Raw genomic sequence first — 24,609 nt, 5'->3', positions numbered from 1 at the left:
CGTGACTCCGACCCCACGACTCGACTCGATCGACGACACCCTTGCCGATGGGCCGCTGCAGCTGGCGGATCTGATCCGCGGCGGGCTGGCGGCCAACGATCGGATCAAGTACTACCTCACGCTCCTGCAGGCGGTCGCGGCGCACGCCGGGCGGCCGTTTGCGGCCGTGCCCGACCTGCGCGCAGCGCGCGCCGCCGCCGGCGTCACCGACGCGGCGCTCGACGAAGCCGTCGCGCTCAGTCAGAGCCTGTCCGACACGCTGCTGGTGTTTCCCGGGGCCGAGCGCGTTCGCGCGGCCCTCTTCGCCGATATGCGGCGCATGCTCGAACCGCTGCGCGCCGCGCCTCCCGAATACCCGGGGCACACGCGGCTGGACTCGTATGTCCGCCGTCTCGAGGCGTGCGCCGCCGAAGCGCCGGTCTGGCAGGAGGACCAGGTCGACGTTCGCGCGATCGAAGCGCTGACCCGCGTCGGCGACGAGACCTTCCATCGGCTGGTCATGGACGTGCACAAGGAGCTGAACGCGCTGCTCGCCAGCGTCGCCGTCGAGTCGATCGACGGCGCGCGGGTGCTCGGCGTCGCCCCGCAGGATCGTCCGCTCATCGCGGCGTTCATGAAAGGGCTGAACGCCACCGCGGGGCTGAAGTTCGATCATCCCGGCCTCGGCACCACCGCCGCGCGATCGCGCGACGCGCTGTCGATCCAGAACGATCTGGGCACGACCGACGGGCACGTGATCGTCATCCGGGTCGCCGGGCTGACCGCCGGGCTGACGTATGCGGATGTCCACCGCAAGCGTCTGCTCTTCCTGCAGGAGACGCTCTCGCCGTACGGCGTCGAGTGGCGCGAGGGTCCGCTGTCGCGCACCGACGAGCTCGAAACGATCGTCGGCGACTTCGCCGCACCGGGACAGGCGGAGCTGGAGCAGTTCCTGACCTTCGTCGCCTCGCGCCTGGTGTTCCTGATCGACTGGAACCGTGCGCGCAAGCAGCTGGGCCGGTTCGTCTCGCGCCGCGAGGCGGTCCGCGTGCTGAAATGGGCCGCCGACAATCAGTTCGGCCATCGCGCGTTCCTTCAGGCCGGCGGCGCGCAGTTGATCAGCAGCGTCTTCGATCGCATCGCGCCGAACCGCACGCGCTACGGCCTGCGGCTCGACGAGCTGATCGGCGCGGACGCCGCGACGGCGTTCCTCGAGTCGGTGCTGCGCATCGCCACCACCGCCCTGAACCAGGGCCGCTCCGTGCGATTGATCGCCGATCAAGTGGAGGTCGAGCTGGCGCGTCATCTCGCGACGCCGGCCGAGCAGCTGATCGAAGTCGTCGCCGAGCACGCGATGCTGATCTCGGCGCTGATCGAGCGGCTGCAGCAGACGCTCGGCAGCGAGCAGGGTCTCGCGATCGGGAAGGCGGCACAGACCGCGGCGCTGGCCGCGCGGTGGGAGGAGCGGGCCGATGCCGCGATCGCCGGCTTCAGCCGGACGCTCGCGCGATCGGCCGCTGACGCCGCCCTGCAGGAACTGCTCGACCGCGCCCAACCCGTCGCCGGCGCGCTGGAAGAGTGCGCCTTCGTCTTGACGCTCGCGTCCGCCGACGTGCCGCCGGCGGGAATCGCCTCGCTGCGATCGATCGCCGAGCTCGTCGGGACCGGCGCGCGCGACTACGTCCGCGCGCTCGAGCATGCGAAGGCGCTCCGGGCCGCCGGCCCCGCCGCGGTCGACGAAGTGCTGATCGCGGTCGACCGGATCACGGCGCTGGAGCACGCCGTCGATGCCGCGGAGCGGTCCGCCCGCGCGGTGTTCCTCGACGGAAGTGCCTCATCCCGCGATCTGCACGTGTTGACCGGCGCGGCGCGCTGCCTCGAGGACGCCGCGGACGGCCTGGCCCGATGCGCCACGGCGATTCGCGACCATGCCCTCGGACTCGGAGGAGGCCACCTGTGAGCCGCGACCCGTGCCGTGCGTACTTCATCGGCGGCCAGATGCCGCCAGCCGCCTTCGACCCGGCCGTCGTCGGCGGCAAGGCAGCCAACCTCGCCCGCTTGCAGCGGCTGGGGCTGCCCGTGCCCCCCGCGCTGGCGCTGACCACCGATCTCGCGCGTGCGTTCATGCGCGGGAGCGCGCTGCCTGCCGGTCTGCGCCGGCGCATTGCACCGTGGCTGCGCGGCCTGGAGCACGCCGCGTCGACGGCGCTCGGCGCGCCCACGCAGCTGGTCGTGTCCATCCGCTCCAGCCCGCCCAAGTCGATGCCCGGCATGCTGGGCACCGTGCTCGACGCCGGCATGAACGAGGATGCCGTCGCCGCACTCATCCGGCAGACGGGCAGCCCGTGGCTGGCGTGGGACACCTACCGGCGGTTCATCCGCTCCTTTGCCGAGCGCGTGCGGCACTGTCCGGCGGCGCCGTTCGAACGAATCGCCGCCGAGCATCTCGCCGCGGCGGGGGCCGAGACGCTTCAGGATCTCGATCCGATCTCGATGCGCAGCCTGGCGCGCGCGTCCGCCGCCCGGTTCGAGGAACTCACCGGCGCGCCGCTTCCGCGGGATCGCGTCACGCAGGTCCTCGAGGCGGTCGCAGCGGTGCTCGCGTCGTGGACCTCGCCGTCCGCGCGCGCCTACCGGCGCTTGAACGGCCTGGACGACGCGACCGGCACCGGTGTGCTCATTCAGGCCATGGTCTTCGGCAACAGCGGTCCGCGCTCGGGATCAGGGGTTGCGTTCACGCGTGATCCCGCGACCGGCAACCCCGGGCTGTACGTCGACTTCGCGTCCAACGGCCAGGGAGAGGACGTCGTCGCCGGACGCCTTCCCGTCGCCGGCGGCGCGCGCCTGCCGGCGCTTCTGCCCGCGGTCTGGGCGCAGCTGCAGTCGGCGCGCTCGCTGCTCGAACGCGAGTTTCGCGACATGCAGGATCTCGAGTTCACCGTCGACGACGGGCGCCTGTTCTACCTGCAGACGCGCCCCGGGAAGCGAACCCCGTGGGCGGCGCTGCGAATCGCCACCGACCTCGTACGCGAAGGTGTGCTCGACGAAGCCACAGCGGTCGAGCGGCTGGCGCCGTACGACCTCGACGCGATCAGGCGGGTAGTCGTCGCGCCGGGTCCGCTCGACCGCCCGATCGCGCAGGCCATCCCGGCGAGCGTCGGCGTGGCGACCGGCGCCGTCGTCTTCGACGCCGCCCGGACGCGCGACCCCGGGGGACGGCCGACGGTGCTGCTGCGATCGGAGCTGACCACCGACGACATTGCGGGGCTGGCCGCCGCCGCCGGCGTGCTGACGACCTTCGGCGGACGCACCTCTCACGCCGCCGTCGTGGCGCGGCAGCTGGGCAAGGTCTGTCTCGTCGGCTGCGCGTCGCTCCGCTGCGACGAGGGAGGACGCAGCGGGTCGCTCGGCGGCCGCCGCCTCCGCGAAGGAGACGAGATCACGCTCGACGGCGAGAGCGGCGTGATCTACGACGGCCGCGTGCCGGTGGTGACGGAACGGCCGGTCGAGGATCTGGCGCTCGTGCGGCGCTGGCGCACCCGGCAGGCGCCTCCGGAAGCGCTGACCACAGCAGAAGGGACGGGACCGGCATGACCATCCAGCCGCACGCTCGACGCTGCCTCGCGCTGCTCGCGATCCTGCTCGCGGGGCATGCCTGGACGGCCGCGCAGGACACGGGCTTTCCCCTCGTCCCGGGATCCGTGCGATTCGCCGTCATCGGCGACAACGGCACCGGCGACCGGCCGCAGTACGAAGTCGGCGCCCAGATGACGGCCGCACGGGCGCGCTTCCCGTTCGAGTTCGTCGTCATGCTCGGCGACAACATGTACGGGCGCCAGCAGGCCGCGGATTTCGTGCAGAAGTTCGAGCGTCCGTACGCGCCGCTGCTCGAGGCCGGGCTCCCGTTCTACGCCGCGCTCGGCAACCACGACGATCCGGACAATCGCACCTACAAGGGCTTCAACATGAACGGCGCGCGGTACTACACCTACGCGCGCGGCAACGTGCGGTTCGTGGTGCTCGATACGAACGCCCTCGATCGGGCACAGGTCGGCTGGCTGGAGAACACGCTGAGGGACGCGACGGAGGAGTGGAAGATCTGCTACTTCCACCATCCGCTCTATTCGGATGGCGGGCGGCACGGCTCGAACGTGGAGCTGCGCGTCGTGCTCGAGCCGATCCTGGTGCGCTACGGGGTGTCGGTCGTCTTCGCCGGGCACGAGCACATCTACGAACGCGTGGTGCCGCAGAAGGGCATCACCCACTTCGTCCAGGGCGCCAGCGGGCAGCTGCGGCGCGGCGACGTCGAGCCGAGCGCCATGACCGCGGCGGCCTTCGATCAGGATCAGAGCTTCACGCTCGTCGAGATCGCCGGACCCACGATGTTCTTCCAGACCATCTCGCGAACGGGCCGGGTCGTGGACGCGGGCATCATCCGCCTGCGCCCGACGACGTGAACAGCGGAGAGTGCGTCATGAGACACCACACCGAAGCGCAGGAGGCGATGACGCTGCCGGAGCTGCGCCTGGCGCCGCTCGAACGCATCGCCCGTTTCGTCTTCGACCGGTTCCTGCTCCTGCCCCTGGGCGCGGCGCTGGCCGTGGTCTGGGCGAACGTCAGTCCGGAGAGCTATTTCCGCTTCGCGCGCGCGCTCGATTTTCCGGTGAACGAGATCGCGATGGCGCTGTTCCTCGCGCTGATGGCGCAGGAAGTCTACGACGCGATGATGCCGGGCGGCGCGCTGCACACCTGGCGGCGGTGGGGCATGGCGCTGGTCGCCGCCGGGGGCGGCCTCGCCGGGGCATACGGCGCCTATGTCATCTACGTCGGCATGAGCCACCAGCTCGTGCTGCGGCAGGGATGGCCGATCGCGGGAGCGGTCGACGTCGCCGCCGCGTACTACGTGATCAAGAGCGTCTGGCGCCGCAGCGCCGCGCTGCCGTTCGTCCTGCTGATCGCGCTCGCCAGCGACGCCGCGGGAGTCGTCGCGATGGCGCTGCGCCCTCGCGGGGTCGAGACGCACCCCGCCGGTCTCGTGCTGGTGCTGGCCGCCGTCGCGGCGGCGGCGATGCTGCGCCGGCGCCGCGTGCACGTCTTCTGGCCGTACCTGGCGCTCTGCGGACCGCTCGCGTGGTGGGGCCTGTACCTGAACCGCATCCATCCGGCGCTGGCGCTGATTCCGATCGTGCCGCTGCTGCCGCATGCGCCGCGGCGGCTCGAGTTCTTCGCCGATCCGCACGACACCGACGACGTGCATCATTTCGAGCAGCGGTGGAACGTCGCCGTCCAGTTGATTCTCTTCACCTTCGGGCTGGTGAACGCCGGCGTGATGCTGCGCGGGTACGATACGGGGACCTGGGCGCTGTTGACCGCGTTGCTGGTGGGCCGCCCTGTCGGCATTCTCGCCGCCGTCGCCGTCGCCGTCGCACTCGGCTTCCATCTGCCGCGGCGCCTCGGCTGGCCGGCGATGATCGTCATCGCGCTGGCGATGTCCAGCGGCTTCACGTTCGCGCTGTTCTTCTCCGTCGGGCTGGTGCCGGTGGGCCCGATGCTCGCGGAACTGAAGCTCGGCGCGCTGCTGTCCGTGGTCGCGGCGCCGGCGGCGCTCCTCGCCGCGCGGGCATTCGGCCTCGGCAGGTATTCACGCAAGCACCACTCGGAGGCGCATCATGCATGACCGGTCACGCCAGCCCGCCCTCGGTGAGCAGGCGACACGGCTCGCGGACGATCAGCTGGCGCTGGCGCTGGACGATCTGCATCGCGCCGGATCGAACCACGGCGACTGGGTCCACGATGCGCGCCGCCGCATCCGCCGGGTGCGCGCGCTGCTGCGGCTGCTGCGCCCGCGGCTGACCGACGAGGCGTTCGACGAGGGCAACCGCCGGCTGCGCACGCTCAACCGGCGCCTTGCGGCGGTCGAGACCGAGTTCACCGCGCTCGCGACGCTCGCCCGGCTCGCGTCGCGGCCGGACGCGGGCGACGCGCGGCCGGCGCTCGACGCCGTCAGGACCGCCCTCGTGCAGCGGGCGGAGCGCGCCGACCTCAGCGCCGCCGCAACGCGGCTGTTGAAAAGAGCCGAGACGGCGGTGGCGGTCGAGCGGGCGCGCATCGGCACGTGGGAGATCGAGCGGCAGACCGTGCCGGTCGAGACCGGGCTCGAGAAGAGCCGGCGGCAGGCGGCGGCGGCGCTCGCCCGGGCGCTCGATCGGCCGACGCCGCGGCGGGAGCGCGAGTGGCGGCGGAGCACGACGCGCCTGTGGCTGCACGTGCGCCTGCTCGAACCGTATCGTCGCGGGCTGCAGGCGCTTCGCCGGCGGCTGGACGTCCTCGACGGCATCCTCGACGACGCGCACAACGTGACGATCCTGGAGCGGCTGCTCGTCGAAGAAGGGGTGGCGTCGCGGCGGGACACCGCGACGGCGCTGCGGCTGCTGCGGCACTATCGGTCGGAGCTGCGGACGCGCGCCGCCGCGGAAGCGCAGGCGGCGCTGCGTCTGGTGCGGCGCCCTCAGGCGCGCAGGGCGGCACCCTCGTCGGCGGTCCGCACCACCGCGAAGATGGTCTCGAGATCGCGGCGGACCTGATAGATCCGGCGGGCGAGCTCGAGCTGCACCTTGCTGCGATCGGCGTGCGCGTCCAGCCGATCCTCGATGCGATTCACCACGATGTCGGCGAGCGACGCCAGGGCGTGAGCGTCGCCGTCGGTGAGGAAGTCGGACGGGTAGCGCGCTATGCGCGACAGCAGCCGCTCGAAATCCTGCACCGCCGAGCGAAATGCCCGTGACGAACCCGCCGCCTCCACATCGTGAGCGATGGTGGCGGCGCGCGTGACGAAGAGATCCATGGACGCCTCCTGAGCGCTGATAGCCAGCCAGGCCCTCCGCAAATCGGATGCCCGATTGCGCCCCTGCAATGCCGGGGGCGGGCGGTTCCGGCGATGGGGAGTGTTTCCCCACAGTGCGAAATTCTTCGCGCCCCCGCGGACATCCCCCCGGCGAACGACGGCCACCGGAGCGCAGGGCGGCGGTACGACCGTTGCTCTTCTCGGGCAGTACAAGGTGCGTTCCATGATGTCCACCGGATCACTGCTCGCCGCCACGCTTGCCGCGGGTCTCGTCGCCGGCGGGCGGCAGGTCTATCCGGTGGCGGAGGCCCCCGCGGCGCTGAGGCCGGCGATCCAGCGAGGCGATCTCGTGATCGTGTCGCTGCAGTCCGCGGTGCTGCGCGAGTTGAACGCGGCCATCGCTCATGGCGGGCCGGAGCACGCGCTGCAGTCCTGTCACGTCGAAGCCGCGGCCCTCGCACTCGCCATCTCGCGGCGGGAAGGGATTGAGGCGGGGCGCACGTCCGCGCACCTGCGCAACGTGCGGAACGCGCCGCGCCCCTGGGCCGCCGACATCGTCGCGCGATACGACGGCCGAACGGCCCCGGGGTGGATGGCTTTGCGGTCGATCTCGGCGACCGTGTCGGGCTGCTCCGGCCGATCGTCGAGCAGCCGGTCTGCGCCGCGTGTCACGGGCCGGCCGACAAGCTGGCGCCGGCAATACGAACCGCCATCGCCGCGCGGTATCCGTCGGATCGGGCGCTGAATTTCGCGACCGGCGACCTGCGCGGATGGTTCTGGGTCGAGGTACCGAAAGAGCGAGGCGCACGCTGAGGAGGCGTTCGGGGAGGTTCCCATGGCCAACTTCCAGGCATTCATCATCGTTCTCGTCGCCGCCGCCGCGGCCGCCCCGGCGCCCGTGCAGCAGCCGCCCGACACCGATCGGCCGGTGCTGGCGGAGTTCGCCCGGCGCGTGAACGCGTACGTCGAGGTCAAGTCTGCCGCGGCGACGACCGTGCTGCCGCTCGTGCAGCTTCGCGATCCCGCCGAGATCCGCCGCCGCACCGACGCGCTCGCCGCCGTCATCAAGAGCGCGCGGTGGGCGGCGAAGCAGGGAGACATCTTCACGCCGGAGATCGGGTATGCACTGCGGCGTGCGATCCGCCAGGGGTGTGAGGGGGACTACGCCGCGCAGCTCGCGCTCGTGCGCGAGGAGGTGGTCGGGCCGCTGCCGGCGCTCGCGGTCCACGCCCGCTGGCCGGCGGACGTGCCGCTGCCGCTGATGCTCCCGGGCGTACTGGCGGCGCTGCCGCCGCTGCCCGCGGGGCTGCAGTACCGATTCATGGACCGCGCCCTGGTGCTGCTCGACATCGACGCCAACCTGATCGTCGATTTCCTGCCGGACGCCATTCCGGTGATCACGACGGAGCGGCACGATGCGCATTGAGAACGTCCGCTGCCCGGTGCTCGGCGCCCACGTCACTCGCGTCGTGGACTTCGAGGGACTGGTCGATCACGTGATCTGTCCCGAGTACCAGCGGGCGGACGGCAGCTGCCGGCTGAAGCGGGCCGCCGGGTCGGGCGGGCCGCTGGGCCGGCTGCTGCAGCGCGTCGGCGAGGACATCGCCGCAGAACACGTCGTCACATGCTCGCTACGGTGATGGAGCCGCGAGCCACGGCCGACGCGGGGGCGGCGCGGGCGATATCCGAATCGCTCCGGACGCTCGACGAGCTCCGCTACGCGCTGGATCAATCGGCGATCGTCGCCGCGACCGATCACCGCGGCGTCATCACCTACGTGAACGACAGGTTCTGCGAGATCTCACAGTACTCGCGCGAGGAGCTGCTCGGCCGGGATCACCGCGTCGTCAACTCCGGCCTCCATCCGAAGGAGTTCATGGCCGATCTGTGGCGCACCATCGCGGGCGGGCGCATCTGGCGGGGCGAGATTCGCAATCGGGCCAAGGACGGATCGTTCTACTGGGTCGAGACCACCATCGTCCCCTTCATGGACGGGGCGGGCAAGCCGCGGCAGTACCTCTCGATCCGGTACGAAATCACCGCCCGCAAGGAAGCGGAGGCGCGGCTGCGCGAGCAGGCCTCGCTGGCGCAGCTCGGCGCGCTCGCCGCGGTGGTGGCGCACGAAGTCCGCAACCCGCTGGCCGGCTTGCGCGCGTCGCTCCAGGTCATCGACGGCCGCTGCGACGTGCGGGATCGCGGCACCATCACGGCGATGATCCAGCGCATCGACAGCCTGAACGACAAGCTGAGCGATCTGCTGCTCTACGCGCGGCCGAAGCCGCCGCGCCGGCAGAGCGTCGACTCGAGAGCGTTGGCGCGCGACGTCGCGCTGGCCGCGCAGGCGAGCACCGGGCGATCCGGCGCTCCGATCGGCGTCGTCGTCGACGGGCGCATCAGCGTCGTCGCCGATCCGGACATGCTGCGCGCCGCGCTGCTGAACCTGATGATCAACGCGTGTCAGGCCGCCGGGAACAAAGAGGTCGGCATCTGCGTGAGCGAGGCGGACGGAGTCTGCCGTTTCGCGGTCTGCGATCGCGGACCGGGCATCCCGGCCGAGATCCGCGAACGCATCTTCGAGCCGTTCTTCACGACCCGCGTCAGCGGCACCGGACTCGGGCTGGCGATCGTCAAGCGGCTGATCGAGCTGCAGGACGGGACGATCGCCGTCAGGGATCGGCCGGGAGGCGGAACGATCGCAGAGATCAGCCTGCCGGCGTCACGGACGCAGTAGCGCGCGGATCGCGACCCGTCAACGATCCGGTCCGCCGGCCTCGGCGGTTCGCGCGACCGCGGCCTCCTCACGGCCGTCGGTCTTCGGCCGCCCGATCGCCTTGGGCGGGAGCGCGAGCACGAGCGTCGGCGTGAGGCAGAGCATCCGGTACGTCACCGAGCCCATCCGCGGTCCCAGCAGCGGCGATCCGTGCAGCCCCATCACGACGAGCCCCGCCTGCCGATCGCGGACCACCTTGGCCGCTTCTTCTGCCGGATCGCCGAAGACGATGAGCGGTTCCGGGCGAAGCTTCCGCGGCAGCGTGGCGACCAGTTCCTCGAGACCGTCCTCCGCCAGGGCGCGGCGGTTCGAATCGAGTCCCAGCAGGTGATGCCGCGAGAGCAGGCGGCTCCTGACCGGCTCGATCACGTGCAGCAGCAGAAGGGGGAGGTTCAGCGCTTCCGCGACGCCGCGCGCGACCTGTGTCTGATGCAGCGACGCGGGTGAAAGGTCGACCGGGACCACGATCCGGTGCAGCAGCCGTCTGGCGTCCTCCACGTGAATCGGTCCGGGATTCTGCGGCGGCGTCACGAGCACCGGCACGGTGGTCTCGCGCAGCACGCGCTCGGTGGTCGAGCCGAAGAACAGTTTCCGCGCGCCCGTGAGCCCGTGCGAGCTCATGACGATGAGATCGCACGACCGCTCGCGCGCGACGCGCAGGATCTCGACCGGCGGCTTGCCGACGGCGACGTCGTACTCGCACATCTGGAGCGCGGCGGCGTCTTCGCCGAACACGCCGGTCACGAACCGGCCGATCTCGCGCTCCGACAGATCGCGCGTCCAGTGGACACCCGAGCCCAGATCGAGCGCCGTCGTGAGCAGGGGATCTTCGACTCCGAGGACGATCAGCCGGGTGACGAAGTGTTCGGCAAGTGCCGCGGCGTAGTGCAGAGCGCCCGCCGAAGGCTCCGAATAGTCGATGGGGCAGAGGATAGAGGGGCGGACGTTCATATCGCCTCCGCCGATCGTTTGTGCAACGCACGTGCCCCGCGGCGCTCGGCCCAATCCGGCGCGGCGCGTCTACCCACTGGATGAATATTCCGGTTCGCGGGGAATTTCTCCCGCTCGATGGCCGCGGCGGCACGCGTGAATTCGCCGCCGGCCGCGGAAACTCCGGGCGATCGGTGCGGCACGGTGGTTGCCCTGAGTACCGGCGGGATTACCGCCATGGCCGTTTCGCAGCCGCCCGCCATCGTCACCTCCACCGCGACGGAGACCGTGTATCTGGGGCTCAGGCTTGCGCATCCCTTCATCGCGGGCGCCTCGCCGCTGAGCGCAAAGCTGCGGGACGTCCGGCGCCTCGAAGACGCCAACGCCGCCGCCATCGTGCTGCATTCGCTGTTCGAGGAACAGATCACCGAGGCCGAGAGCGGTCAGATCCACGGCGTCGATCCGTTGGAGGACGCCGGCTTCGCGCCGCTGATCGACACCTTCCCGGCGGCGCGCGAGTACCGGTTGGCGCCCGACGAGTATCTGGAGCACCTCCGCCGGGTCAAAGCGGCGGTGGGCATTCCGGTGATCGCGTCGCTCAACGGCACGTCGCGCGGGCAGTGGATGAAATACGGCGTGCAGCTCGAGCAGGCGGGCGCCGACGCGCTGGAAGTGAACATCTACCGCGTGCTGTCCGAGTTCAGCGTGTCCGCCGAGACCGTGGAGAACGACCTGGTTCAGGCGGTGCGTGACCTGAAGAGCACGCTGAAGATCCCGCTCGCGCTCAAGCTGCCGCCGTTCTACACCGCGTTCGCGAATCTCGCGAGCCGCCTGGACCAGGCGGGCGTCGACGGGCTCGTCCTGTTCAACCGGTTCTATCAGCCGGACATCAACCTGCGGACGCTGACCGCGACGCCGGCGCTCTCCCTGTCGCGCCGATCGGAGCTGCTGCTGCGGCTGCGCTGGCTCGCGATCCTGCACGGACGGGTTCGCGCGTCGCTGGCCGCGACCGGCGGCGTCGAGAGCGCCAACGACGGCGTCAAGGCCGTTCTCGCGGGAGCGCACGCGGTGCAGGTCGTCTCGGCCCTGCTTCGCCACGGCCCCGGGTTCCTGGCGGCGATCGTGAACGGGTTCTCTGCCTGGATGGAGCGCCACGACGTCGCGCGGCTGGACGACGTGCGCGGACGGGTGAGTCTGCAGAACGCCGCGGCGCCGGCGAACTTCGAACGCGCGAGCTACATCCGCACGCTCAACGAGTGGCGGCGCCCGGCGCGGTGACGCCGCGATCCGTCATTCACGACGCAGCGCGCGGTAGAGCGCGTCCCTGAGCGCCACGTCTCGCGGATCGCCGGTGAACGTCGTCCCCATGCGGCTGGTCACATAGGCGTAGCCGATGCGGGCGTCAGGATCGGCAAAGCCGAGAGGGCCGCCCGCGCCGGGCGAGCCGAACGCCCGCCGGCCGCCGAACGGCCAGTTCTCGCACGGCTTCATGAAGCCGAGCGAGAACTGCACCTCCCCCTTGATGCACTCGTCATGGAATCCGTGCTGCGAGGGAACGGCCGGCGCCGCCAGCAGGTCCAGCGTCTCCTGCCGGAGTCCCAGTTCGCGTCCGCCGTCGGCGAAGACGCCATACGCGTGGGCGATGCCGCGCGCCGTCCCGACCGCGCCGCCCGACGGCACCTCGAGGTTCCGCGCGTAGATCCGCCGTTGGTCGGAATAGACGGATGTGCCCGGATTCACGGCCAGCGCGCGGTGGATGTTCGAATGGGGCTTGAACCCCTCGACCATGAGCCGCAGCGGCCGGAAGCCGAAGAGCATCTCGATCCGGGTGGGCGCGGTCAGCGTGGCGAGACGCGTGTTCGGGATCGCTTCGGGAAGCCGGATGTAGACGTCTTCGCCGAGAGGGGCGGCGATCTCCTGCTGGAAGAACTGACCGAGCGTCCGATGGCGCGGATCGACGCGGCGGAGCAGTTCCCCCTCGTAGAACCCGAGGGTGAGGCCATGGTACGCCTGTCGCGACCCCGGCTCCCACGCCGGCTTGTGTCTCGCCATCACCGCCGCCAGGCGATCGAGGTCCGCGACGACATCGCGATCGACCGGCTCGTCGAAGGCGAACAGCCCGGCCTGGTGCGCGAGGAGCTGCCGCACCGTGATCCGTTCCTTGCCGTTCTGAGCGAACTCGGGCCAGTACGCCGCGACCCGCTCCTCGTAGTCCAGCCAGCCGCGCGAGTGCGCAATCGCCAGCGTCATCGCCGCCAGCCCCTTGGTCGCGGAGTGGACGACGACCATCGTGTCGCGCTCCCACGGCTCGCCCGTCTGTTCGTTGCGCGACCCGCCCCAGAGATCGACGATCTTCTCCCCGCCGCGATACACACAGCAGGCGCCGCCCAACTCTGCCCGCCGCGCGAAGTTGTCTTCGAACGCCCTCCGCACGGGTTCGAAGCCGCGGCTGACGGATCCCTCAATCTCGTGTGCTGCAGCAGTTCGCATGATGTGCCCTCGGGCTGCAGAACGCACGAACCCTGCCGCCGGCCTCGCGGCGAAACCGGCGCACGGGGCGTCCGGGCGACGCCCGCGGCGGTGGGGAATATCCCGCCGTGCTGCTGAATTTTCGCCGCGCGCCGCGGCAATCTGACGCGAGATGCCCGCGGCGCAAGTGGCATCCCTCCTGCTCCCTGGGCGGGTCGAGGGAGTTTCTGTGCGACTACCGATCTTCGAGGGTCTGGTCATCCGGCGTCTTCGGCGCGCGCAGCGGAGCGACGGCGAGCCGGTCGGCGCATTGGCGATCGTCCGGCATTACATCCGCGACGTCGTCTATGGCGCGAACGACGGTCTCATCACCACCTTCGCCGTCGTGGTCGGCGCCGTCGGAGGCGGGCTGTCGCCGCGCGCGATGCTCATCCTCGGCAGCGCCAACCTCTTTGCCGACGGACTCTCGATGGGCGTGGGGAACTACCTGAGCATCCGCGCTCACGAGAGCGCGCTGGCCGCCCAGCAACGCCTGCCGGAAGAGGCGCATCCCGCGAGACACGGCGCGATGACGCTGCTGGCGTTCGTCGCCGCCGGCGCCGTGCCGCTGGCGCCGTTCACCATCGGCGTGGAGCTTGCGTTCGCGTTGTCCGTCGTGCTCACCTTTGCGATGCTGTTCACCGTCGGCGCGCTGCGCGCCATGGTCACCGCTGATCGGTGGTGGGTCGGCGGACTGGAGATGCTCTTGCTCGGCGGATCGGTGGCGCTGGCCGCGTACGGCAGCGGCGCGGCGGCGGCATCGCTGCTGCGGGACGGGTAATGAAGGAGCAGGGACCATGACTACGATTACACAGTTGGACCGCGATCTGGCTGAGGCGGTCAGCCGGCAGCTCGCGTGGGAACCCTCCGTCGACGACGCGATGGTCGGGGTGTCGGCGCAGGATGGGATCGTCACGCTGACCGGATACGTGGAGTCCTACAGCGCCAAGATCGCCGCCGAACGCTCCGCCAGCCGTGTCTACGGCGTCCGCGGCATCGCCAACGACCTCCAGGTGAAGATTGCCGACGAACGCATCGACGCCGACATCGCGCGCGACGCCGTGCAGGCGCTCGACGCCCACAGCGACGTTCCGCACGGCATCGGCGTGACGGTTCGAGACGGCCACATTACGCTGGTCGGGGGCGTGGAATGGATGTTCCAGAAGGTGGCGGCCGAGAGAGCGGTGGACCAGCTCCGCGGCGTGCGCGGGATCAGCAACGAGATCGAGATCCGGCCGAAGCTCTCGCCGGCAGACGTGCGGGCGCGGATTGTCGAGGCGCTGCATCGTCATGCCGACCTCGAGGCGCGGGGCATCCGCGTCGAGGCGCAGGACGGCCGCGTCATTCTCACCGGCAACGTCAGGTCGCCGCGCGAGCGCTACGAAGCGGTCGAGGCGGCGTGGTCGGCGCCCGGCGTGTCGAGCGTCGACAATCGCCTGAACATCGTGCGTTGAGCGCACGCACCGCTCCATGACGGCTGCCGGCCGCGGGCTGTCGTCCGCCGAGGCGCTCGACCGCTTGGCGCGCGTCGGCCCGAATGCGTTGCCGGAGCCGCGTCCCGAGCCGCTCTGGCGACGATTCGGGCGGCAGTTCAACAGCCCGCTGATCTTCATTCTCCTGTGCGCCCTGGCATTCGATGCCGGCCTGTGGGTGTACGAGGGAGGGCACGGATGGCCGCTCGAGGCGAGCGCCATCGCGGTGATTCTGCTGTTCAACGCCGCCCTCGGCGTCTACCAGGAACAGCGCGCCGAAGCGGCGCTGGCCCACCTCAAAGCGCTCGCCGGCGCGCAGGCATGGGTGCTGCGTGACGGCGAGCTCGTCCGCGTGCCGACGCACGCGCTGGTGCCCGACGACGCAGTGCGTCTCGAGGCCGGCGATCGCGTTCCGGCCGACGGCACGCTCGAAGACGCGGCCGGCACGCTCGTCGACGAGTCGATTCTGACGGGCGAGTCGGTCCCGGTCGACAAGGCGGCCGGCGACGAGGCGTTCAGCGGAACGCTGCTCGTCCGCGGCAAGGCGTTCCTGCACGTGACCCGGACCGGCCCGCGCAGTGCGATGGGGCGCCTCGCCGCGATGCTCGGCGAGATCCAGCTGGGAAAGACGCCGCTCGAGCGGCGGGTCGATGCCTTCGGCCGCCAGATCGCGCGGTGGGTGCTCGGCATCGCCGCGGTGCTGTGCGTGCTCGGCATCGCCGCCGAGGGTCTCAGCCGCGCGCCGCAGACGATCATCTTCGCCGTCGCGCTGGCCGTGGCCGCCGTCCCCGAAGGGCTGCCGGCCATCCTCACCGTCGCGCTGGCGCTGGGCGTCGAGCGCATGGCGCGGCAGCGCGCCGTGGTGCGCCGCCTCTCGGCGGTCGAAGCGCTGGGATCCGTCACCGTCATCGCGACCGACAAGACCGGCACGCTGACCGAGAGCCGGATGGACGTGCGGTCGCTGGATGCGCCGGACAGGCTGCGTGCCCTCATCGCGATCACGTTGGCCAACGACGCGGAGCTCTCGACGGGAACCGGCGATCCGCTCGACCTCGGGCTGCTTCGCTATGCTGCCGCGAACGGCGTCGACATTCCGACGCTGCGCAGCGCTCATCCCGTCGTCGCCGAGCGGCCGTTCGACAGCGCGTGGAAGTTCAGGCGCGTCACCGTCCGCGACGGCGGCGCGACGGTCAGCTACGTCAAAGGGGCGCCCGAGGTCCTGCTCGAACGGTGCGAGCTGTCCGGGGAGGAACGCGAATCGTGGGCGGAGAAGGCCCGGGCGTACGCGCACGAGGGACTGCGCGTGCTCGCGCTCGCGCACGCGCCCGGCGAGGCCGAGGATCGCCTCTCGCTGCTCGGGCTGGTCCTCTTCTGGGACCCGCCGCGCCCCGAAGTGCCGGCCTCGATCCAGACGGCGCTCCGTGCCGGGATCCGCGTCGTCATGATCACCGGAGATCATCCCGAGACGGCGCTGGCGATCGCGCATCAGATTGGCATTCCCGGGCTGCGCGTGCTGACCGGCGAGGACCTGGCGGGATACCAGCGGCCGGCGCTGCAGGCCGCGCTGGCCGAGGTGAACGTCTTCGCGCGCGTGCGGCCGGAGCAGAAGCTGCAGCTCGTCGAGGCGCTGCAGGCGCAGGGCGAGATCGTCGCCATGACCGGCGACGGCGTGAACGACGCACCGGCGCTGAAACGATCGGACGTCGGCGTCGCGATGGGACAGCGCGGCTCGGATGTCAGCCGTGAAGTCGCGGACCTGGTGTTGCTCGACGACAACTTCGCCACCATCGTCGGAGCCGTCGCCGAAGGACGCGGCATCTACGAGAACATCCAGAAGTTCCTCCGCTTCCTCTTCTCGACGAATCTGTCGGAGGTGCTGCTGATTTCGACGGGCGCGGTGCTGGCCTACCTGCTCGATCTTCGCGACGCCGCCGGCGCGCTCATGGTGCCCCTCACCGCCGCGCAGATCCTGTGGGTCAACCTGGTGACCGATGGCCTCCCGGCGCTCGTGCTGGCGTTCGATCGCACGCCGGGCGTGATGCAGCAGCCGCCCCGCGCGCCGCGGTCCCCTTTGCTGGATCCAAGCTCGCTGCGCTTCGTGGCGGCGGTGGGCACGATGAAGGCGCTCATCGCGCTGGGCGTGCTCGGCCTGCTCCCGGAGCTGGGCTACAGCCTCGAGACCACGCGAGCCGCGGCGTTCCACGTCATCGCGATCGGGCAGCTCTTCCTGACCTACCCGTCCAGGCACACCTGGATGCGCCCGCTCGCGAATCCCTCGCTCCACGCCGCGGTCGTCGGCGGGGTGGGCATCCAGTTTCTTGCGGCTTCGATTCCGGCGGTCTCGGATCTCCTCGGGACCGTTGCCATCCCGGTGGAGCTGTGGGCGGTCGTCTTCGCTGCCGCCTTCCTGTCATGGGGCCTGGCGGAAGCGATCTCGCGGATCGTCTGGCCCGTCCGCGCGGCAACTCCATAGGCGCGCGCGTCCGAGCCAGACAACAGGAATGCCTCAACTGTGCAGCGTCAGCACGGCACATCGTGCCTCGCGGATGACGTGGTGCGTCGTCGAACCGAAGAGCAGCAGGTCCGTCGCGCCGCGGCCGCGAACGCCCATCACGATCAGGTCGGCTTCGAGCGCGTCGGCGAGACCGACGATCTCGCGGTGAGGGATCCCCTCGCGCGAGACCTCGGTGACCGGGCAGGCGGCGCGGTCGGGGTCGGAGACCATTGCCTTCAGCCGGGCGCACGCCTCACGCGTCCACGCCTGCAGATCGATGGCGGCCGGGGGCGAGAAGTCCGCGTACAGGGGATGCGTCTGCAGGACGTGCAGCAGCGTCAGCGCCGCTTTGCTCTCGCGCGCCAGCGACAGGGCGTAGTCGAGCGCCACACCCGAGCACTCGGAGAAATCGACGGCGCAGACGATTCGCGTGAACGGCGCCGGACCGCGCGGCATCACGTCGGGGGCGTGCGGCGGGACCGTCAGGACGGGGCGGCGCGCCTTCCTCAGCACCTTCTCGGTCGTCGAGCCGAGAAACAGCCGCTCGAAACCGGACCGGCCATGGGTTCCGAGCACGATCAGGTCCGCGTCGAGCCGGTCGGCCTGCGTCAGGATCTCCCGATAGACGTCCGGCGCCTCGGTGATGAGGGCGGCCGCCCGTGTCCCGCCGGCCTGCTCGTCCGCGACGAACGACTGGAGCGCCGCCGCGACCTTTTCGCGGTCCACCGGCGGGAGCCTCATCGGCGGTGCGACCTCCGCTCCGACATAGTACGGGACGGGAACGACGACCGGCGCCGGCGCGACGACGTGCAGGGCGGTCACGGCGGATCCGTAGCACCGCGCGACCCCGAGCGCGTGGTCGAGCGCCCGGCGCGAGACCGGAGAGAAATCGACGGGGCAGAGAATCTGCGTGATGGCCGTCACCGTACACCTCCGTTGCGAGTGTCTGCGTGAAGTGGTGCAAGAAGCAGGACACCCGCAGCGAGAGCCGTGACGGCCGATCTCCTCTTGCCGCCAGCGGCGCGACGGGAAATCTTTCACCGCGCGCGCAAAAGTCCCCAAACGGCGCTGAGCGGCACACAATGATCGCGTGGCATTCGAGGCCATCATCCAGACGCCCTGGGGCGGGCCGTGGCGCCGCTTCGTGGATCCCGTTGCGATCGTCCATGCGGACGGCGCCGGCGCGGTAACGGCATGTCTCGACACGATCGAAGAGCGCGTCCGGCGCGAGCGTCTGTTCGCCGCCGGCTTCGTGTCGTATGAAGCGGCGGCCGCGTTCGGTCTGCCAGTCGGGCCGCGGGCCATGGATCTGCCGCTCGTCTGCTTCGGTCTGTTTCGTCCCGCCAACGTCAGCACGCTCGACGCCCTGCCGGACGGATGCGGGCACCGGGCCGGCGCCTGGCAGCCGTCGATCGACCGGGGGCAGTACGACAGCGCGATCCAGGCGATCAAGGAACGGATCGCCGGCGGCGACACCTACCAGATCAACTTCACGTTCCGTCTCGGCGCGTCGTTCGGCGGCGACCCGGCATCGCTGATGCGCCGCCTCGCCGGTGCGCAGGCAGGGCAGTGGGGCGCTTACGTCGAGACGGACGCGCATGCCATCTGTTCGGCGTCGCCGGAGCTGTTCTTCTCGCTGGTGGACGGACGGCTCACTTGCCGGCCGATGAAGGGGACGGCGCGGCGGGGCCTCTACACCGAAGACGACGAGCGGCAAGCGCGGCGGCTGCGCGAGTCGGAGAAGAACCGCGCCGAGAACGTCATGGTCGTGGACATGGTCCGCAACGATCTCGGACGGATCGCCCGGTACGGCAGTGTCGCGGTCACGTCGCTATACGACGTCGAACGCTATCCGGCTCACTGGCAGATGACATCGGAAGTGACGGCGGAGCTCGATCAACCGGCGCGTCCGCGCCTGTCCCGCATCTTCCAGGCGCTGTTTCCGTCCGGATCGGTGACCGGCGCGCCCAAGCACAGCTCCATGGGTATCATCCGGGCGCTCGAGACGGCCCCGCGCGGCATCTACACCGGTGCGATCGGGTGCATGACGCCGGCGGGAGACGCGCACTTCAACGTCGCGATCAGAACGGTGACGATCGACAAAGCCGCGCGCCGGGCGGAATTCGGCGTCGGCAGCGGGATCGTGTGGGACTCGACCGATCGCGACGAGTACGCGGAGTGTCTGCTGAAGTCGGCGATTCTCACCAGCGGCGCGTCCCGGGCAGATGCCGGGGCGTTCGAACTGCTCGAGACGATGAAATGGACCGCGGCGGACGGATACGCGCTGCTCGATCGTCACCTCGCGCGCCTCACGGACTCGGCGCGCTATTTCGGCGTTCCGCTGCGGCGTGAAGAGCTGGACGCCGCGCTCGCCGCCGCGGTTCGCGGCCGGACCGCTCCGGCGCGCGTGCGGCTGCGCGTCGGCCGTAGCGGCGCCGCCGCTTGCGACGTCAGCGATTTGATCCCCGGTCCGGCGGCGGTTCGCGCGGCGCTCGCCCCGGGCCCGATCGACGCCCTCGACGTGTTCCTCTACCACAAGACGACGCGGCGCGATGTCTACGACGCGGCGCGCGCGTCGCGTCCCGATGCGGACGTCGTCATCCTCTGGAACGCCGCCGGCGAGGTCACCGAAGCCACCACGCACAACGTCGTCGCCGAGATTGCCGGACGAAAAGTCACGCCGCCCGTCGAATGCGGACTGCTCGCCGGCACGTTTCGCGCCGAACTGCTCGACAGAGGCGAGATCCAAATCGCCCGCATCACGCCGGACGATCTGGCCGCCGCGACTGCAGTCTGGATCGTCAATTCCGTGAGCGGCTGGACGCGTGCGACCATGACGCCGTAGCAGACAGTGGCGGCAGCCCCACGCCGCCGCAGACCGGTGCGGGCGGGACCGGGAAGTCGTCGCCGCGCCAATGCTCGATGCGCGGCACGAATCCCTGGCCGAACGCCATCTCGCTGCCGCGGTAGTGCAGCTTCGAGCTTGCCGTATAGCCTGCCGTGTCGGTGGCGGATGCGAAGTACACGACGTTGGCGGGCGTGAGCGGCGGACCGCACGGCATCGCCTGCCCGATCGGCACGAATCCGTAGAAATCGGATCCGAGCCGGAAGGTCGGCACCGTGGCGAAGTCGCAGGCGAGGTCGGGCACGCTGTCCATTTGCGAGGCGACGTGCAGCCGGATCCCGAGCACGGGCGCCGCGCCCGCCGTCGTGGCGACGCGGAATGCCATCCACGATCCCCCGGCCGCCGTCGTCAGCGTCGGTGTCTGTACCGGAACCGGGCCGGCTTCGAAGGCATACTTCAGCCAGCCGTCGATCGTGCCGATCAGGGTGAGAATCGTCGACACCGCGTCGGGACCGTCCACGACGCCGTGCTTGCCGTTGGGGGCGATGAACAACCGCTTGATGAAGCGATCGGAAGTGCCCGCGGACTCGACCGCGTCGAAGGTGGTGTTGATCCCCGGCGCGACGAAGTACTGATCGTGCGAGCCGACGATCGTCAGCAGCGGGCCGTGCTGCGTCGGGGCATACCGGATCGGATCGAAGTAGTCGAGAAACGTCTGCAGCGTCGGATCGTCGCAGCCGGCGATCGCGTTCAGCGCATCCTGTCCCGACGGCATTCCATCCCGCGTGTAGTAGTAGAGGCCGTGATACAGCCAGGCTCCCTCGTACTGCATCACGTTCCGCCAGTCGCCCGCCACCGCGATGCCCACCGCTGCCTTGACGCGGTCGTCGATGCCGTTCACGTAGTAGGTGAGCTGCCCGCCCATCGAGGCGCCGACGATGCCGAGGCGTGAGGCGTCGATGTGCAGCGGGTTGCCGGGGATCGTTGCCAGCGCTTCGAGTACCGTCAGCGCGCGCATGCCCGCGTAGGCCCAATGATAGAGAAAGCTGACGTCGGGCGACGGAGAATTGGCCTGCTCCTCGACGGAAATCCAGGCCTGCTCGGTATCTTCCGGGCCGCCGGTCGACAGCCCCGAACGCGGTCCGTCGATGGAGAACGCGCCGTAGCCGAGTGCGGCGAGCGCCCGCGGCACGTCCGGATCGCCGTGCCCGCCGTGCCCGTGTCCGACGACGAGCGCGGGACGCGGCGCGGGACCGGCCGGCGCCGCCAGGTAGCCGTGGATCCGAATCGTCCCCCCGGTGTGCACCGCGTACGGCGGACCGCTGTCGGCCCACTTCGCGTCCCCCGCCTCCGAGTCGTAGAACACCTCGTAATAGCCCGTGCGCGGGACGATCTGCAGATTCAGCGTCGAGCGGTCGCGGATCTTCTGCAGCCGCTCCGGCGTCCACAGCGCGTCGAGCGGCGCGGGCTGCGCGGATGCCGCCGCGGCGGTCAGCACGAAGAAGACGAGCGCGGGCAGCGGACGGAGCCGGGAAGACAGGCGCACCATTACCGCCGCTCGTGACGGATCGCGAGTCGCGTCGCGAAGTAGACGATCGCGAAGTAGTAGGCGGCCTGGACCGCCACCATGAGCAGGCCGACGACGGTGAAACTCAGGGAATTCATCGTTCCTCCACACTTGGCGGCTTGTCGCTCGCGCCCGCTCCGGTCAGGCGAGGCGCAGCAGGTCGCGGATCTGGTTGGCGAGTTCGTCGGGCAGCACCGGCTTGGCGAGGAACGCGTCGGCGCCGACCGCCTCGGCGCGGCGGCGATGCTCGTCGAACGCGTGCGCGGTCAGCATGACCACCGCCGTGCCGCGAAGCTCCGGCTCGGAGCGCAGCTGCTGGATCGCCTGCCAGCCGTCCACGCCAGGCATCGTGGCGTCCATCAGCACGACCACCGGACGATGGGCGCGTGTGAGACGCAGCGCTTCCGCGCCGTCCTCCGCCTCGATGCAGTCGAACCCCTCGTGCCGCAGGTACGTGCAGTACATCTCGCGGGCGTCGAGGTTGTCGTCGACCACGAGGATTAGGGGCGGCTTTCCGCCGCCGCGCGACCGGTCGGGCATGGGGGCGGAGAGTCTACAACAACTTCACGCCGTTGCACGGCGGCTGCGGCGCGCGCCGTTCGTGCTACAATCCTGGCCTCCCCAGCAGCTTGCGTCCGATTCGCTCGCGTCCGAGCGGAGTGTACGACCATGTCCATCAGACATTTTGCCGCCGCCGCGGCGATCGCGGCCCTGTGCGCCGGTGTGCCGGCAGCGTCGTCGGCGCAGGACCCTCAGGCGCCGCGCGCGACGTTCCGCAGCGCGCTCGACGTGGTGACGATCAACGCGTCGGTCCGCGATCGCCAGGGCAAGCTGGTCACCGGCCTCAAGCCTGAAGACTTCGAGATCCGCGACAACGGCCAGCTCCGCCGCGTCCTGTCGCTGCGCGCCGATCGCGAGTCCCCGATTACCCTCGCGATCCTCGTGGACATGAGCGGCAGCATGCGGTTGAGCGGCAAGGTGGCGATGGCGCGGCAGGCCTACGACTCGGTGCTGGCGCAGCTGGTGGGCGGGCGGGACGAAGTCGCCCTGTTCGCGTTCGACGAGGCGCTGCACGAGCGCCGCGGCTTCACGCGCGACATCAAGAGCCTGGCCGACGGCCTCGACGAGTTCGAGCCGTTCGGATCGACGTCCCTCTACGACGCCACGGCCGCGACCGCGAGGCGGCTGGCCGGGCGCGCCGGATCGAGCAAAGCCATCGTCGTGCTGACCGATGGCGCCGATACGAGCAGCCGCCTGTCGGCGGGTGAAGTGTCCGGCATCGCCGCGTCGATCGACGTGCCCGTCTATGTCGTCGCCACGGTTCCGCCGTCCGAGCAGTTCGAGGCGGCTCACCGCGCCGCCGCCCGCGAAGCCGATGCCGCCGACCTGCGCGACCTGGCGGCGTGGACGGGCGGCCAGTTCGCGTTTGCGAGCTCGGTCGGCCAGACGGTGATGGCCGCGGCGGCGCTCGTCGCCGATCTGCGTCACCAGTATCTGCTGGGGATCGAGGCCGCCGACGATCCGCAGTGGCGGCGGATCGACGTGAAAGTCCGGCGCCCGGCCATCACGGTGAAGGCGCGCGCCGGCTATTTCGGAGGCTAACGGACGATCAGCGTGCCGTTCATCGGGTGGAACGCGCAGGTATAGGGAAACCGTCCCTTCGCCTTCGCCACGAAGCGCCACGACTTCCCCGGCTGAATCACGTTCGAATCGAAGGCTCCCTTCGCCGCCGTCGCGGTGTGCGCGAGGATGTCCTTGTTCACCCACACGACGGTGTCACCGGCTTTCACGGTCAGCGTCGCCGGACTGAACTGCGCACCGTCGATGGTGACCGTGTGCGTCCCTCGTTTCCGCGCCGGGCCGCGCTGGGCGTCGAGCGCGGCGCCGCCGATCCACGCGGCGAAGGCCATTGCGAGGATCGGCAGCGCCAGGGCTCGCGCGGTCATGGCTTCCCCAGGGATCCCTGCAGGTGCTTCGCGTGCTCGAGATGCGCCACGAAGGCCGGCCGCACCTTGACGAGCAGCGCCTTCAGCTCCGCATTGGCGGCGTTGGGGATCAGCGTCTTGTCCAGGGCGTCGAGCACGGACTGGTGATACGTGACCTCGTGATCGACGTAGGCCTTGTCGAACGCCGCCCCTTTGAGCGTCTTCAGGTGCGCCACGTTCTTCTCGCCGCCGGCCTTGAGGCTCCTGCTCGTGTCGTTGTCCTGCGGCGTCACCTTCAGCTTCGCCGCCAGATCCACCGCCTGCCGGTTGACGCCGCTATGGTCGGTGACCATCAGTTGCGCGAACTTCTTCACTTCGGCGTTCTGCGTGGTGGCCGCGGCGAGCCTGCCGGCGTCGACGTCGACCTGGTTGGCGGTAACGACGATCGACGCGATCTGCGCGTCGTTGATCGTTTGTGCGGATGCGGCGGCGGCGCAGAGGCAGAAAGCGCCGGCCGCGATGAGTGCTGTCTTCATTCGGGCTCCTTTTCCTGCTCATTCGATGCAGGGCGGAGCGCGGATGTTCCCCCCGGGGCGTTCAGCCTGCCGCGCGGATGCGCGCCAGCACGCCGGCGACGATGCGGTCGCAGCGCACCCCGTCGAAGCCGAACAGGCCGAGGGTTGCGGCATCGGTGTCGCGCGCCAGCATGTCGCGCAGCATCGCTCTGGCGCGAAACAGCCGCGTCCGCACCGTGGCCGGCGGAATGCCCAGGCAGTCGGCCGTCTCCTGCACGGACATCTCCTCGACGTCGCGCATGACGAGCACGGTGCGCATCGGCATCGGCAGCGCGTCGATATGATGTTCGAGCAGCCGGCGGATCTCTCCGCGGAGCGCCGCGTCGGTCGGCGACTCCGCCTTCTCGTCCGCGATCTCGGCCCCGAGGTCCCGCTCGTCGTCCCCGCTGCCGCTGAACGAGACCACGACGCGATCCCGCTTGTCTGCGCGCAGCCGCATGAGCGCCTGGTTGATGACGATGCGCGTGAGCCACGTGCCGAGCTGGGCGTCGCCGCGGAAATCGCTCATGCGGCGGTAGGCCTGCAGATACGCCTCCTGCAGGACGTCTTCGGCATCCGCGTCGTTCTTCAGGATCGAGCGGGCGACGCGGAAGAGCTTCTGATTGAAGCGCCGCATCAGCGCTTCGAACGCTTCCTCGTCGCCGTCCGCCGTGCGGGAGGCGAGCAGGGCATCTGCTGGGGCTGACATGGTCCTGACTAT

Annotated in this window: 24 protein-coding genes; 15 read left to right on the top strand and 9 right to left on the bottom strand. The window is 70.4% G+C overall.

The window, feature by feature from the left end; all coding sequences use genetic code 11:
• Position 1: 1 nt before the first annotated feature.
• Genes VFK57_24985 through VFK57_24965 form a run of 5 tightly spaced genes read left to right on the top strand, consistent with a single transcriptional unit; the run spans position 2 to position 6,563 of the window.
• Positions 2–1,939, top strand: coding sequence for a hypothetical protein (locus tag VFK57_24985; GenBank protein HET7698998.1), 1,938 nt, complete (start codon positions 2–4; stop codon positions 1,937–1,939).
• Positions 1,936–3,573 (top strand): PEP/pyruvate-binding domain-containing protein, encoded by a 1,638-nt coding sequence (locus VFK57_24980; GenBank protein HET7698997.1) that lies wholly within the window; start codon positions 1,936–1,938, stop codon positions 3,571–3,573. Before VFK57_24985 ends, VFK57_24980 begins: the two co-directional genes overlap by 4 nt.
• Positions 3,570–4,436, top strand: coding sequence for a metallophosphoesterase (locus tag VFK57_24975; protein ID HET7698996.1), 867 nt, complete (start codon positions 3,570–3,572; stop codon positions 4,434–4,436). The genes VFK57_24980 and VFK57_24975 overlap by 4 nt, the downstream gene beginning before the upstream one ends.
• Before the next feature lie 17 nt (positions 4,437–4,453).
• Positions 4,454–5,656: a Na+/H+ antiporter NhaA gene (locus VFK57_24970; GenBank protein HET7698995.1), complete on the top strand. Its 1,203-nt coding sequence runs from the start codon at positions 4,454–4,456 to the stop codon at positions 5,654–5,656.
• Positions 5,649–6,563, top strand: coding sequence for a CHAD domain-containing protein (locus VFK57_24965; protein ID HET7698994.1), 915 nt, complete (start codon positions 5,649–5,651; stop codon positions 6,561–6,563). Before VFK57_24970 ends, VFK57_24965 begins: the two co-directional genes overlap by 8 nt.
• On the opposite strand, the gene VFK57_24960 is transcribed toward VFK57_24965, so the two are convergent.
• Positions 6,488–6,823 carry a hypothetical protein gene (locus VFK57_24960; protein HET7698993.1) on the bottom strand — a complete coding sequence of 112 codons (336 nt, stop codon included), beginning with the start codon at positions 6,821–6,823 and terminating at the stop codon, positions 6,488–6,490. The genes VFK57_24965 and VFK57_24960 overlap by 76 nt on opposite strands.
• A 226-nt stretch (positions 6,824–7,049) precedes the next feature.
• On the opposite strand from VFK57_24960, the gene VFK57_24955 reads away from it, so the two are divergent.
• The 4 genes from VFK57_24955 (at position 7,050) to VFK57_24940 (ending at position 9,554) form a co-directional block, all read left to right on the top strand.
• Positions 7,050–7,568 (top strand): hypothetical protein, encoded by a 519-nt coding sequence (locus tag VFK57_24955; protein ID HET7698992.1) that lies wholly within the window; start codon positions 7,050–7,052, stop codon positions 7,566–7,568.
• Between the two features lie 90 nt (positions 7,569–7,658).
• Positions 7,659–8,249, top strand: a complete 591-nt coding sequence (locus tag VFK57_24950) for a hypothetical protein (GenBank protein ID HET7698991.1) — start codon at positions 7,659–7,661, stop codon at positions 8,247–8,249.
• Entirely contained in the window at positions 8,239–8,463 is a 225-nt protein-coding gene (locus tag VFK57_24945; GenBank protein HET7698990.1) for a hypothetical protein, read from the top strand. The genes VFK57_24950 and VFK57_24945 overlap by 11 nt, the downstream gene beginning before the upstream one ends.
• Entirely contained in the window at positions 8,448–9,554 is a 1,107-nt protein-coding gene (locus tag VFK57_24940; GenBank protein ID HET7698989.1) for an ATP-binding protein, read from the top strand. Before VFK57_24945 ends, VFK57_24940 begins: the two co-directional genes overlap by 16 nt.
• 18 nt (positions 9,555–9,572) lie before the next feature.
• On the opposite strand, the gene VFK57_24935 is transcribed toward VFK57_24940, so the two are convergent.
• The gene (locus tag VFK57_24935; GenBank protein ID HET7698988.1) at positions 9,573–10,544 is read right to left on the bottom strand and encodes a universal stress protein; all 972 of its coding nucleotides are present in this window, start codon (positions 10,542–10,544) and stop codon (positions 9,573–9,575) included.
• 216 nt (positions 10,545–10,760) lie between these two features.
• On the opposite strand from VFK57_24935, the gene VFK57_24930 reads away from it, so the two are divergent.
• Complete coding sequence (locus tag VFK57_24930) at positions 10,761–11,801, top strand: dihydroorotate dehydrogenase-like protein (protein HET7698987.1); 1,041 nt, start codon at positions 10,761–10,763, stop codon at positions 11,799–11,801.
• A gap of 12 nt (positions 11,802–11,813) precedes the next feature.
• Here the strand turns inward: VFK57_24930 and VFK57_24925 are convergent, their stop codons facing one another.
• Positions 11,814–13,013 (bottom strand): serine hydrolase domain-containing protein, encoded by a 1,200-nt coding sequence (locus tag VFK57_24925; GenBank protein HET7698986.1) that lies wholly within the window; start codon positions 13,011–13,013, stop codon positions 11,814–11,816.
• Between the two features lie 208 nt (positions 13,014–13,221).
• Here VFK57_24925 and VFK57_24920 point away from each other — a divergent pair, with 208 nt between their 5' ends.
• Genes VFK57_24920 through VFK57_24910 form a run of 3 tightly spaced genes read left to right on the top strand, consistent with a single transcriptional unit; the run spans position 13,222 to position 16,976 of the window.
• On the top strand, positions 13,222–13,812 hold the full coding sequence (locus VFK57_24920; GenBank protein ID HET7698985.1) for a VIT1/CCC1 transporter family protein: 591 nt from the start codon (positions 13,222–13,224) through the stop codon (positions 13,810–13,812).
• A 16-nt stretch (positions 13,813–13,828) separates the two neighbouring features.
• Complete coding sequence (locus tag VFK57_24915) at positions 13,829–14,485, top strand: BON domain-containing protein (GenBank protein ID HET7698984.1); 657 nt, start codon at positions 13,829–13,831, stop codon at positions 14,483–14,485.
• 16 nt (positions 14,486–14,501) lie between these two features.
• Entirely contained in the window at positions 14,502–16,976 is a 2,475-nt protein-coding gene (locus VFK57_24910; protein ID HET7698983.1) for an HAD-IC family P-type ATPase, read from the top strand.
• Positions 16,977–17,009: 33 nt separating this feature from the next.
• Here VFK57_24910 and VFK57_24905 read toward each other — a convergent pair whose 3' ends face one another.
• On the bottom strand, positions 17,010–17,921 hold the full coding sequence (locus VFK57_24905) for a universal stress protein (GenBank protein HET7698982.1): 912 nt from the start codon (positions 17,919–17,921) through the stop codon (positions 17,010–17,012).
• A 166-nt stretch (positions 17,922–18,087) separates the two neighbouring features.
• Between VFK57_24905 and pabB the strand changes: the two genes are divergently transcribed.
• Positions 18,088–19,842 carry an aminodeoxychorismate synthase component I gene (gene pabB / locus VFK57_24900; protein ID HET7698981.1) on the top strand — a complete coding sequence of 585 codons (1,755 nt, stop codon included), beginning with the start codon at positions 18,088–18,090 and terminating at the stop codon, positions 19,840–19,842.
• On the opposite strand, the gene VFK57_24895 is transcribed toward pabB, so the two are convergent.
• Together VFK57_24895 and VFK57_24890 are read right to left on the bottom strand one after the other, a co-directional pair.
• Positions 19,799–21,391: a PhoPQ-activated protein PqaA family protein gene (locus VFK57_24895; GenBank protein HET7698980.1), complete on the bottom strand. Its 1,593-nt coding sequence runs from the start codon at positions 21,389–21,391 to the stop codon at positions 19,799–19,801. The two genes, pabB and VFK57_24895, sit on opposite strands and share 44 nt — an antisense overlap.
• 159 nt (positions 21,392–21,550) lie before the next feature.
• Positions 21,551–21,949 (bottom strand): response regulator, encoded by a 399-nt coding sequence (locus VFK57_24890; GenBank protein HET7698979.1) that lies wholly within the window; start codon positions 21,947–21,949, stop codon positions 21,551–21,553.
• Between the two features lie 129 nt (positions 21,950–22,078).
• On the opposite strand from VFK57_24890, the gene VFK57_24885 reads away from it, so the two are divergent.
• Complete coding sequence (locus VFK57_24885; GenBank protein ID HET7698978.1) at positions 22,079–23,011, top strand: VWA domain-containing protein; 933 nt, start codon at positions 22,079–22,081, stop codon at positions 23,009–23,011.
• Here VFK57_24885 and VFK57_24880 read toward each other — a convergent pair.
• The 3 genes from VFK57_24880 to VFK57_24870 form a co-directional block, all read right to left on the bottom strand.
• Complete coding sequence (locus VFK57_24880; GenBank protein ID HET7698977.1) at positions 23,008–23,355, bottom strand: cupredoxin family copper-binding protein; 348 nt, start codon at positions 23,353–23,355, stop codon at positions 23,008–23,010. The genes VFK57_24885 and VFK57_24880 overlap by 4 nt on opposite strands.
• Positions 23,352–23,870: a DUF4142 domain-containing protein gene (locus VFK57_24875; GenBank protein ID HET7698976.1), complete on the bottom strand. Its 519-nt coding sequence runs from the start codon at positions 23,868–23,870 to the stop codon at positions 23,352–23,354. The genes VFK57_24880 and VFK57_24875 overlap by 4 nt, the downstream gene beginning before the upstream one ends.
• Positions 23,871–23,931: 61 nt before the next feature.
• Positions 23,932–24,597, bottom strand: a complete 666-nt coding sequence (locus VFK57_24870) for an RNA polymerase sigma factor (protein HET7698975.1) — start codon at positions 24,595–24,597, stop codon at positions 23,932–23,934.
• Positions 24,598–24,609: the final 12 nt, after the last annotated feature.

This window comes from Vicinamibacterales bacterium, from assembly GCA_035699745.1.
In the GTDB taxonomy this organism is placed as follows: Bacteria; Acidobacteriota; Vicinamibacteria; order Vicinamibacterales; family 2-12-FULL-66-21; genus JAICSD01.
This window is presented reverse-complemented; position numbering and strand designations above follow the sequence as displayed.